The sequence below is a fragment of the Providencia lanzhouensis genome, assembly GCF_050469745.1.
GTDB lineage: Bacteria > Pseudomonadota > Gammaproteobacteria > Enterobacterales > Enterobacteriaceae > Providencia > Providencia lanzhouensis.
The window spans coordinates 2,453,552-2,465,916 of sequence record NZ_CP174123.1; the positions used below are offsets into that span (position 1 = coordinate 2,453,552).

The 12,365-nt window shown below is 45.2% G+C and carries 8 protein-coding genes; all 8 read left to right on the forward strand.

Going from position 1 to position 12,365, the window contains the following annotated elements:
* Positions 1–199 precede the first annotated feature (199 nt).
* The 8 genes from tssH to ACIH2S_RS11690 all read left to right on the forward strand — a co-directional run bounded on the left by tssH (position 200) and on the right by ACIH2S_RS11690 (position 12,360).
* The gene (tssH, locus tag ACIH2S_RS11655; protein WP_430247478.1) at positions 200–2,863 is read left to right on the forward strand and encodes a type VI secretion system ATPase TssH; all 2,664 of its coding nucleotides are present in this window, start codon (positions 200–202) and stop codon (positions 2,861–2,863) included.
* Positions 2,860–5,406 carry a type VI secretion system Vgr family protein gene (locus tag ACIH2S_RS11660; protein WP_430247479.1) on the forward strand — a complete coding sequence of 849 codons (2,547 nt, stop codon included), beginning with the start codon at positions 2,860–2,862 and terminating at the stop codon, positions 5,404–5,406. The genes tssH and ACIH2S_RS11660 overlap by 4 nt, the downstream gene beginning before the upstream one ends.
* Before the next feature lie 52 nt (positions 5,407–5,458).
* Positions 5,459–7,768 (forward strand): hypothetical protein, encoded by a 2,310-nt coding sequence (locus ACIH2S_RS11665; RefSeq protein ID WP_430247480.1) that lies wholly within the window; start codon positions 5,459–5,461, stop codon positions 7,766–7,768.
* Entirely contained in the window at positions 7,768–8,598 is an 831-nt protein-coding gene (locus tag ACIH2S_RS11670; RefSeq protein ID WP_430247482.1) for a formylglycine-generating enzyme family protein, read from the forward strand. The genes ACIH2S_RS11665 and ACIH2S_RS11670 overlap by 1 nt, the downstream gene beginning before the upstream one ends.
* A 279-nt stretch (positions 8,599–8,877) precedes the next feature.
* Positions 8,878–9,711 carry a formylglycine-generating enzyme family protein gene (locus ACIH2S_RS11675; RefSeq protein ID WP_349487883.1) on the forward strand — a complete coding sequence of 278 codons (834 nt, stop codon included), beginning with the start codon at positions 8,878–8,880 and terminating at the stop codon, positions 9,709–9,711.
* Positions 9,712–9,990: 279 nt separating this feature from the next.
* Positions 9,991–10,881 carry a formylglycine-generating enzyme family protein gene (locus tag ACIH2S_RS11680; RefSeq protein WP_430247483.1) on the forward strand — a complete coding sequence of 297 codons (891 nt, stop codon included), beginning with the start codon at positions 9,991–9,993 and terminating at the stop codon, positions 10,879–10,881.
* Positions 10,882–10,948: 67 nt separating this feature from the next.
* Complete coding sequence (locus ACIH2S_RS11685) at positions 10,949–11,215, forward strand: PAAR domain-containing protein (RefSeq protein ID WP_108477927.1); 267 nt, start codon at positions 10,949–10,951, stop codon at positions 11,213–11,215.
* 2 nt (positions 11,216–11,217) lie between these two features.
* Complete coding sequence (locus ACIH2S_RS11690) at positions 11,218–12,360, forward strand: hypothetical protein (RefSeq protein WP_108477926.1); 1,143 nt, start codon at positions 11,218–11,220, stop codon at positions 12,358–12,360.
* The last annotated feature ends 5 nt before the right edge of the window (positions 12,361–12,365 follow it).

Below are 12,365 nucleotides of genomic sequence, written 5' to 3' on the forward strand. Positions count from 1 at the left end.
GCGTTTCGGCGTCTGCTTTTTTCTTGCGCCCCTTGCGCAACATCACTCACACACAACACATTTTGCCATTAAACAAGCAATACGCGCTTTCAACCGCGCATTCCCATCGCGAATATCACCTTATGAACCTCGGTTAACGGTTAGGGGCGGTAGCGTGCCTAAACACATTGATATCCACCAGATTATCTAGGGAGAGAACATGGAAAATTCTTCAGTTATGTTATTGCGTCGCCTAAACCCTTTCTGTGCAAATGCACTAGAGGCAGCAGCTTCCTTGTGCCAAACACGCGCCCATGCTGAGGTTACCATCGAACATTGGTTACTCAAGCTGCTTGAGCTAGGAGAAAGTGATATCACCGTGTTAGCTCGCCGTTATGAATGGGATATTTCCGCACTTTGGCAAAGCCTGCTAACAGAAATCGACAGCCTACCCCGCTCTATCCATAGCCGCCCCTCCCTCTCAAAATCACTCCTAAACTTAATTCAAAACGCATGGGTGATAGCCTCATTGGATGAGGATATCGAGCACATTCGCAGCGTCCATATTCTTGCAGCGATGGTGAAGCAACCCTCTTTAGTTCCGAACGACGCCCTTTGGCCATTAATGACCTTAAGCATCACACAATTACAACGCTTAAGACCGATGCTGGATGCGCAATCCGATGAGCGCCCTGAAGTTCAGCAACTTGCGGCGCATAATCAATCTTTGCCAGTAGAAGCGCCACTTGAAACGCAATCAACAAATGAAGCTCCAGCACCGAATGTCATCGGAAACACACTGAATGAAGCCTTACTGGCCGTGCTGAATAAATTTACGGTGGATGTGACCGAAAAAGCACGCGAAGGCGCGATTGACCCAGTCTTTGGACGTGATGACGAAATCCGTCAAATGGTGGATATTCTTTCTCGTCGTCGCAAAAACAACCCCATTCTCGTGGGAGAACCGGGTGTCGGGAAGACGGCGTTAGTGGAAGGCTTAGCCCTACGTATCGTTGAAGGTAATGTTCCTGTCAGCCTGCAAACCACATCATTACGCACATTAGATTTAGGTCTACTGCAAGCGGGGGCTGGCGTCAAAGGCGAATTTGAACAGCGCTTAAAAAACGTGATTGAAGCCGTACAACAATCTCCTACTCCGATTTTACTGTTTATCGATGAAGCCCATACCATCATTGGCGCAGGCAACCAAGCTGGTGGCGCTGATGCCGCTAACTTACTCAAACCCGCCCTTGCCCGTGGTGAATTACGCACGATTGCCGCCACCACTTGGTCTGAATATAAGCAATACTTCGAGCGTGACGCCGCTTTAGAACGCCGCTTCCAAGTAGTCAAAGTCGATGAACCTGATGATGAAAAAGCCTGCTTAATGCTGCGGGGGCTAAAACCACGCTATGCAAAATATCATGGTGTTCACATTACCGATGATGCGGTCAAAGCCGCCGTCACCTTATCTCGCCGTTACTTAACCGGTCGTCAACTACCCGATAAAGCCGTGGATTTGCTCGATACCGCCAGCGCCCGTATCCGCATGAGCCTCGATACGCTCCCTGAAGAATTGACGCGTTTAAAGGCCAAGCGCAATGCATTAGAACTTGAACAACAAGCTATTCTTGATGATTTGGCGATTGGCAACACCACCAACCAATCCCTGCTGAGCCAATTAGTCACTCAAGATGCCCAAATCGCCATACAGCTGGCTGAGTTAGAACAGCGTTTTGAGCAAGAAAAAAACCTTATCAGCGAACTCTTAGAACAGCGCCGCCAATCCCAAGATGTCAGCGATATCCAATCACAGTTAGAACTCGTTCAACAAAATGAGCCGCTGATCACCCCCGATGTGGATGTTAGAACCGTTGCCACTGTCATCGCCGACTGGACAGGCGTGCCATCATCCAGCCTCTTAAAAGACGAACAAACCGAACTGCTTGAGTTAGAAGACTCGCTAGGTAAACGCGTTGTGGGTCAAGAAAACCCATTACTGGGGCTTGGACAACGGCTGCGTGCTGCTCGCACGGGTCTCGCCTCAGAAAATGGTCCTCAAGGGGTATTTTTATTAGTGGGTCCAAGCGGAATCGGTAAAACTGAAACCGCACTCGCCTTGGCTGATGTCCTGTTTGGTGGCGAAAAATCCTTAATTACCATCAACATGTCAGAGTATCAAGAAGCCCACACTGTCAGCCAATTAAAAGGCTCGCCTCCAGGTTATGTGGGTTATGGTCAAGGCGGGATTTTAACGGAAGCCGTTCGCAAGCGCCCTTACAGCGTCGTGTTACTCGATGAAGTGGAAAAAGCCCACCGCGATGTGCTCAACCTGTTTTATCAAGTTTTCGACCGTGGATTTATGCGCGATGGCGAAGGCCGTGAAATTGATTTTCGCAATACCGTTATCTTAATGACAGCCAACTTGGGCAGTGACTTGTTGATGCAGCAACTCGAAGAGTTCCCTGAGTCTACCGACGGCGAGCTGCAAGAACTACTGCGTCCAACTTTGCGCGACCACTTCCAGCCAGCCTTACTCGCACGCTTCCAAACCCTAATTTATCGTCCATTAGGCCCTGTCGCGCTGCGCCAAATTGTTGAAATGAAACTGGCCAGCGTCATTAAGCGTCTTTACACCCACTACAAGCTTGAAGGCATTATCGAAGAAGCGCTGTATGACACACTCGTGAGCGCTTGTTTATTACCCGACACCGGTGCCCGCAACATTGATAGCCTACTGAATCAGCAGATTTTACCGGTACTGAGCCAACAATTACTCATGCGCCAAGCTAACCACCAGCAAGCGCAAAGCCTGACTTTGGGTTATAGCGAAGAAGACGGGATCACCCTGAGTTTCAGTGATATTGAGGAGATAAATCCATGAGCCTACTAGATACAACCAAAAACCTCCTTCAAGGCCAAAACCGCTATCGCCTAGAAGTGCAAGGCTGTTCAGATTTACTGGACGTTGAACATTTTACGGGTCGTGAAGCCGCTAGCGATACCTATCGCTACCAAATTACGTTTACCTGCGCCGCCCAAGATCTTTCTGCTCAACAATTATTGCGTCGTAATGCCAGCCTGACCTTTTCCGCGCCGATAAATAACGTAATGGGACTCGCCACTCAGCCGAGCGTTGCCAAGCGCGTTCATGGGGTGGTGACGGATTTCCGTCGTCTCTCTGGCTCTGCGGATGAAGCTCGCTACCAGTTAGTTATCGAGCCTTTTTTTGCGCTACTCCGCCATCAAATTCGCAGCCACCGCTTCTTTATCAACCAATCCATTCCTGATGTGGTTGAACAAATTCTGCGTGAACATAATTTCAAAGGTTGGGAATTCGAATTTCATCTCGAAAAAGAGTACCCAAAACGCGAACAAATCAACCAAATTAACGAAAGCGACCGCCAATTTATTGAGCGCCTACTCAGTGAAGTGGGTATTTTTTACCGCTTTGGTTTACAAGATGATACCCAAACCGAGGTGCTCCACTTTACGGACAGCCAACGCGGTTATGTGTATGACAAAATGCTGCCATTAAATAGCCCATCTGGGCTGAGCGATAACCATGTTGACAGTGTTTGGGGATTATCTTTGCGCCATCAAGTGGTTGAAAGTACTGTTTTTGCCAAAGACTATAACTACCGACTGGCGGAAGATACGTTGATTTCCGCCGTCGCAGACATGACCCGCGGTGATGGCGAAAAAATCAACTACGGCGATGTTTATCACTATAAAGGCCGCCACCTAACCCGTGGGGACAAAATTCGCCCTGAAACCGAAACCGCTAACTTTTGGGCAAGACTCGATCACGAGCGCTTTTTGGCTCGTCAGACTTTACTACGCGGAGAAAGCAGCGCAGCAGACCTGACACCATTATTAGTGCTAAGTATTCAAGATAACCCGCTCAGTTCGACGTTACCCAGCGTATTCAAATCGCCGATTTTAATTACTCGCCTACGTTTTACTGCCAGCCGAGATAAAGCGCTAACCGTCCGTTTCGACGCCGTGCCATACACTGAATCACTGTGCTGGCGTCCGGCACTAAAACCACGCCCTGTCATTGCTGGAACATTAATGGCACGTGTCACCAGCGCAAAAGACCACGATATTTATGCCCACCAAAATGAACATGGCTTTTATTGGGTAAAATTCGACGCGGATCGCGATGATAAAACCAAGGGCTATGAAAGTATGCCCGTACGTTTGGCGAAGCCTTACGCCGGCGATACTTATGGGATGCATTTCCCGCTGATTCAAGGCACTGAAGTCGCTATCGCCTTTCATGAGGGAGATCCAGACCGCCCTTACATCGCTCACGCACTACATGACTCTCGCCATCCCGACCACGTTACGGATAAAAATAACACCCGTAATGTGATCCGCACGCCTGCGAATAACAAATTGCGCATGGAGGATAAACGCGGGCAAGAGCATATTAAGCTCAGCACCGAGTATGGCGGAAAAACCCAGTTAAACTTGGGGCATTTGGTCAATGCCGAGCGCGAACAACGCGGCGACGGTTTTGAGCTACGTACTGACAGCTGGGGCGCGATTCGCGCGGGTAAAGGGTTGTTTATTACCACCGATAAGCAGGATAAAGCCGGTGGTGACGTGTTGGCGATGGAAGAGGCAATACAGCAACTAGAGCAAGCTCTCGCGATAGCCAAAAGTTTATCAAAGTCAGCTGAAATTGGCGGTTCTATTCCAGCCGATATAGCATCCCAAGATACACTCAAAAATAGTTTAAATAACCTACAAGCTCCCGGTGTACTTGTTCATGCCCCCGCTGGAATAGGCGTATTTTCGCCTAAAGCGATACATCTAGCTTCAGGTCATGAAAGTATTGCCATAACCGCTAATCAATCTGCAAATATATCTGCAAATAGCTCAATCACATTCAATGCCAAGAATGATGTCAGCATTTACGCTCAAAGTTCAGGCATTAATGCAATAGCCAAATATGGTGATATAAAAATACAGTCTCAAAATGATGCAATGTCAATTTTATCTAAAAAAGACCTTGATATTAGAACGATTGATGGAGCTCTGAATATTACCGCAAAAAAAGAAATCATCCTTAATTGTGGTGGCGGTTATATCAAGATTGCAGATGGTAACGTTGAAATTGGCACACCAAGCAATGTATTACTTAAAACGACCAATGTTCAGAAAATGGGTGCAACTAACTTCAACTCTCCAGCACCTGAAATTCCAAAAGGCTTCAGCGAGCAATTTATTATCAAAGATGAAATCAGTCAGGAAGTTTTACCCTTTACCAAATACACACTCACCACTGATGATGGAGATACCTATGAAGCCATCTCAGATAAAGACGGTAGAACGCTTGAAATATTTACGGCTACACCACAAAAAATCGATATGAAAATAGAACGGAATAATCAAGATCCCCTTTCTGATACGGACTAAAACTATTATTCACAACGAAATCTTACCGTCTATTTTATTCAAAGGTATTTTTATGTCAGAAAATATTGAAAATAACCATCAATCAAAAACAAAACCGGGGGCTACTGGAGAAATTGCCACCAGCACTGCGCCAACTAGCCTCTATTTTCACCCCGACAGTGGTACGTTTCTTTTTCCCGATTATAACGATACACGGGCCATCGAACTCGATAATAATCAAATGAACGGATTATTAGCACTTCGTGTGGATGCAGAATTACGCATAGAAGAGCTTCAGCGAAAGCTCGGTGATATTTCTCAACCCTATGATGTTAATAAATTGAGGAATAGAGAACGTTTACTGGCAGAGCTGCGCAAAGAAGAGTTATGCTTTGATACTGCCGTGAAAAATTTAAAAACGGAAATGAAAATGCTCGCTCCTCCGGAAGAGTTACCCAAAACTAAGCTCTTGGACGACAGCAGTAAAAAAAGTGCCATTGGACTCATGGAGCTCATCGAAATTTCCGGGGGAAAAAAGGGGTATAAATACACCTACGTGCGCTCCGATAAAATTAAAAATCATATTCGCCGCTATCAACTGAATGAGAATGACAAGAAAAGTGGGACTAAAAGTTTTATCACTACCGAAGAATATACCGATGACAAGGGGGAAAAGCGCCAACGGCAAGTGATTGACAAGGAAAAACTAACATCACAATTAACCACGGGGAAAGCGAACATCTCCCTGTATGAAAAAAAATTGGTGGAAGACAAAGCCGGTACGCTCGGGGAATGGGCTAATGAGCTGAATGAAAAACTGAAAAAATCCCCGTACAAAGGTGACAACTTTGAGTTTGACTCCCAGTCCCAACTGATGCGATGGGGATACGGTGCAGGTTTTAAAGCCGGAGTTAACCCTTTTGAGGTGGATTTACGGACCGGAAAACGTAAAGAAGGTTCATTGCCAACCGCGGAGGGCAAGTTCAGTGCTTATGCGGGATTGGCGTTAGCCGAATCCAAAAGCACCCTAAAACTCAAATTGCCCTATGACCGCGGAATTACCCTAATGTACCCCTTGGATGCGGATAAAATCCAAGGGGGTGGTATGGGTGTCTTGGGCACCTTTCGATTCGATATTGATGTCACACTTTCCGGTAGTGTCGGCGTTAGCCTTGCTGTTGAAGGAGGGGTGAACCTCAAAGGCAATGCCATTTCCGGTATGCCGGCCAAAAGCGCCTCGAACGCCGACCCGAGTCAGCGCAAAGTCGATGTCAGTCAGCGCCCGATTGAGCCTAACGGAAAAGGGGAAATCGGCGTTTTTGCTGGGGCGCAAGCCAATTTAAATGTCACCGGTTCACTGAAATGGAATACCCCGCATAAATCACCCTCGGGCTCAACCCAGGGGGCAGATGGGTTTACAGTATTAGGCAAAATCAGTGCTGATGTGGCCGTTCAAGCGGGGATAGGACTCAACGGAGCGATTCAATTCATGTACATTAAGGGTCGGGTGCGCTGCTTGGTGTCCGGCGGGGTGTGCAAAGGCGTCGGCGGCAAAGGTACATTGGCGTTTGACATTAATGGACCAGCGATTTGGGATGATTTTTTGCCGGCGTTTGGCTACATGTTGCGCAGCATGGATTATGTCAAATTGGCGAATATTATCACTTCTGATGATTTTAAAGCATTTTGTATTTTAACGTTGATGGAGTCCATGGGGATAGTCAAGGATGTTCGACGATTTGTTGAGGCATATAAGGATGCAAAAAAATTAATTAGTCAATTACGAGATGCATGGGAAGACAAAGAGGCTCGAGTTGCCTTAATGAATAATGTCAATCAAACCTTCGGCGGGTGTTTAAAGTTTGCCCCCCCAGAAAGTAAAGGGGCAGCCATAGCCTCGCTGATGACCGGCAAGTTTTGGGATGAAATCAGCCCGGCTAGCCATAAAGGCACAGAATGTGAAGGGGGCGTGCGGTTCGCGGCGCGCAAGCGGGCGATTTTGCTGATCCTCAGCTGGGCGCAATCCAAGCGCGATTACGAAAATATTATGCAGTATCTGTCAATGAACGTCGGGGAAAAAGGCGACTGGCGTGCCAATGAAGCACGTGTGGTAGCGTTTTTGGCTGATGGAGAAGCCCCTATTTCGGGCACACAATTTAACATGTTGGGGCCCGCCCCGCTCATCACGATACCCGCGCCCGAGATCCGGATTGAGCCAAGCCATTACCGACAAAATTTAACGGCCTTGTATCAGCAACTGCCCAACAGTCTTGAGGTACAGCAAAATGTGGATGTAAATCAGCAGACACCGTTAAAACAAGTCGATTTTATCTACGTGGACAGTTGTACGCGCGTGTTTGTGAACGATAAGGAGCTAGGATAATGAAGATGTTGTGGTATTTAAGTGTACCCTTACTAATAGGGAGTGTGGTGGGCTGTGATGACGAGCAAAAAGCGCAGAATGCCGCACAATTACGCGAAACTTCGATGAAAAATATGGTGTCAATTCCTGGCGGGCGTTTTCAGATGGGAGATTTTGGGGAGTTAGTGGAGGAAAAACTGCCGTACAGTTTTGACTCATCGACTCGACCGTTGCACTGGGTTTCGTTGCCGGCGTTTAAGATGGGGAAATACCGTGTGACGTGGGGGGAATTTAATCGCTGGTTGGATGTGCAGGGAAGAGAACCGCTTGCATTGTACTCAAAGCGAAAAAAGAGTGAAATTATCCATTGGGATGAACTGGGGGATGATTATCCGGCACAAGTCTCATGGCAGGATGCAAAGGCTTATTGTCAATGGCTAGGGGCGGCGAACGGTAAACAAACGGATTTACCTACGGAAGCCCAATGGGAATACGCGGCGCGCAGTGGCGGGCAATTTTTGATTTACGGTAACAGTGATAATCAGATGCACTATGAACAAGATCCTGAGCGAAACTTTGTATCATGGGGAAAACCTGTCGGCAGTTTTGCACCGAATCCTATTGGGCTCTATGACATGATGGGCAATGGACTGGATTGGGTGAATGATTGGTACAGTGAGGATTATTATCAACACTCACCCGAAGATAATCCGCAAGGTCCTGAGTATGGCGAGGAAAAAGTGATCCGAGGTTACCATGGCAGTGCCGATGGCACATTGACGATTTCTCGAGGAGGTGAAATCCCTGACCATGAATTTGGTGAAGGGTTTCGGTGTGTGGAAAACCTGTAAAAGGTTAAGTACCCTACCCTGTGAAGTCGAGTCAACAGTTTTCGTCGCACAATTGAAAATGTTGTGATCGATCCCGCTCATCACGATACCCGCGCCCGAGATCCGGATTGAGCCAAGCCATTACCGACAAAACCTAACGGCCTTGTATCAGCAACTGCCCAACAGTCTTGAGGTACAGCAAAATGTGGATATGAATCAGCAAACACCGTTAAAACAAGTCGATTTTATCTACGTGGACAGTTGTACGCGCGTGTTTGTGGATGAGAAGGAGTTAGGATAATGAAGATGTTGTGGTGTTTAAGTGTACCCTTACTAATAGGGAGTGTGGTGGGGTGTGATGATGAGCAAAAAGCGCAGGATGCCGCACAATTACGCGAAACTTCGCTGGCCAATATGGTGTCAATTCCCGGCGGGCGGTTTCAGATGGGGGATTTTGGCCCCCTTTTTGATGACAAACTGCCGTACAGCAGTGATCCGTCGACTCGACCGTTGCATTGGGTTTCGTTGTCGGCGTTTAAGATGGGAAAATACCGCGTGACGTGGGGGGAGTTTAATCGCTGGTTGGCGGTGCAGGGAAGAGAGCACCTTGAATCTTATACTGAGGGGAAAAAGAGCGAGCTGACCTATTTGTTGGAGATATTTGGCGACGATTACCCGGCAAAAGTCTCATGGTCGGATGCGAAAGCTTATTGTCAATGGTTAGGGAGGGCGAACGGCAAAAAAACGGATTTACCCACCGAAGCCCAGTGGGAGTATGCGGCACGCAGTGGCGGGCAGTTTTTGATTTACGGTAACAGTGATAATCAGATGTACTATGAGCAAGATCCTGCCCGCAACTTTACCGATTGGTCTGCCCCGGTTGGGCTCTTTGCGCCCAATCCCATAGGACTGTATGACATGATGGGCAATGGAACGGATTGGGTGAGTGATTGGTACAGTGAGGTGTATTATCAACATTCACCGGAAGAGAATCCTCAAGGGCCCGACAATGGTGAGGAAAAAGTGACCCGGGGCTACCATGACAGTTCTGATGGTGCATCGACGATCTCTCGGGGAAGTAAAATTCCTGATCATGAGTTTGGTAATGGATTTCGGTGTGTGGAAAACCTGTAAAAGGTTAAGTACCCTACCCTGTGAAGTCGAGTCAACAGTTTTCGTCGCACAATTGAAAATGTTGTGATCGGTCCCGCTCATCACGATACCCGCGCCCGAGATCCGGATTGAACCAAGCCATTACCGACAAAACTTAACGGCGTTGTATCAGCAACTACCCAACAGTCTTGAGGTACAGCAAAATGTGGATGTGAATCAGCAGACACCGTTAAAACAAGTCGATTTTATCTACGTGGACAGTTGTACGCGCGTGTTTGTGAACGATAAGGAGTTAGGATAATGAAGATGTTGTGGTGTTTAAGTGTGCCCTTGCTGATAGGGTCACTGGTAGGGTGTGATCACACCCCTACCGCAGAACAACAAAAACAAGCTCAACAACTAGTTAATAGCACTTTAAATAATATGGTGTTTGTTGAGGGCGGAACTTTTTTAATGGGGGACTTCGGTGGTAAAGATGGTGTTTCAACCCTCTATTACAGTCCACGTAAAGATAATAAATTTACCCACAATGTAACCCTCGATAGTTTCAGTATCTCAAAAAGTAAAGTTTCCTGGGGAGAATATCTGTTATGGATAGATTTAACAAATAAGCCGCTACCTAAAAGTTATATTGCAATAAAAGAGTGGACACGATATCCCCCCGCTAAAGAGTTTATTAAAGATAATTATTTAGCCTCTGTCGGTTGGCAAGACGCTAAAGATTATTGTCAATGGATTGGGCAACAAAGTGGTTTACCTGTTGACTTACCTACAGAAGCGCAATGGGAGTATGCGGCTCGTAGTCAAGGTCAATTTTTACGTTATTCAACGGATAATGGTCAATTTGGTACTTTCGTTGATCCTTCCTCCGAACCGTATATTGTACTAAATAAACGTAAACCAAACCCCCTAGGATTATATGATATGCTAGGCAATGGTTGGGATTGGACCAATGATTGGTACGATGAAAATTACTATTCGGTATCCCCCGAAAAAAATCCGCAAGGCCCCCAATCTGGTAGCACTAAAGTTGCTCGGGGCTCTTCGGGTACTAGCTTTCTAAGTAACCAGAATATTGACCGTTATGCTATGGAACCAGTTTTAAACGATATCACCATTACAGGGCGAGGTTTTCGCTGCGCTGTGCAATCCCCAAAATCTATTTCAACCACTGAAAATTATAGCCAATAATTAATATTAAAATACTAAGTTAATATTTTTTGAATATCACAACCTACCTATTAATATTTAAACTCTTATGACTAAAAACATTATTTTACTGGGTGATAAAACCAGTCATGGTGGCACCGTTATTACCGCAACTTCCGATATTGTTATTAATGGAAAAAGAGCAGCTAAAGTAGGTGACTTAGTTAGTTGCCCCAAAAAAGGTCATGGCACTAATGCCATTATTGAAGGCGCTACAGAATTTACATGTAAAGGTATTCCTGTTGCCGTGGATGGAAGCAAAACTGAGTGCGGTTGTTATCTCATTGCCAGTATTACTGACTTTAATTTAGGATAATTATGTCTTGGAATAAAAAAGCATCGCTACAAGTACCTAAACCTCAAAAACCTCCTTACGTTAAATGGATTATAGCGTTAGGTTTAACATTATTTTTTCTATTTTATTCACTCTATTTTAATTCTCAAAAAGAATCTCTCGATTCAGATAGAGGAAAGATTATCATCATTTTTGTGGCTACAGTCCCACTCATTACTGTTTTAAGTGTATTCTTTGTAAAACTCATTTTTTATTTTAAATCAAAAAATAATTACGAATTCTTAGAAAATGAAAAAAAATATGCTGATAAAAAATGGGAGGAATGGGGTTCAAGAGCAATTAGCATATTAGACTCCGTTATATTGCTTCCTGATAAAATCACATTACCCTATATTTTAAAACATCAGAGTTCACATATCGCAAGCTACCAACTACCAAAGAGAATTGATTATTTACCTGAAGATAAATCGCCATGTTTTATTTTACTAAGGACACTGCAAGATAAGATTCTTGAGGTCAGTACCAAATACCCTTTCTCTGTTCACTATTTAACAAATCAAAATCTCACCACATCAAGAAAAGAATTTGAATATTCATGGGAAAAATTATTTCATAATCCACCACCACACAATGTAAATTTCACCCATGAACTAGATTACAACTACATCGAAGATACTGTAAGAAACAATGAAGACCTAATCCAACTGGTACTCATTGAGCAGGCTTATAACCAAAATCAATCTGCCGCTTTTGCAGCTTTTATTTTTACTTCCGATGAAGTCGCTCTGGCATATCAACTCAATACGATTGCTAATGTAAAAAGACCGATGCCAATCACAATCGATGAAGATAAACAGAATGCCATCCATCTATTTACTGAAATACAGACTGAATCAAAAAATACGTTTCTTTGTTTTTCTGACAATAAATGCCAAAACGATTTAATCAGCGCACTTTTCAGCGCCTCTGAGTCGCTCCCAAAAATAGAACCCAATAAGTTACTTAACTTAGAATTTTTTATTGGTCCAGTAGGCGAATTTTCAAGTTGGTTAAATTTAGCCATCGCCATTGACTATGTTGCTCAATCCAAGAACTCAGCTTTAACACTTTCTCAAGATAATCAATCAATGTTTATTGGAACTATTACTTCGAGTCCATCGATATGAATATA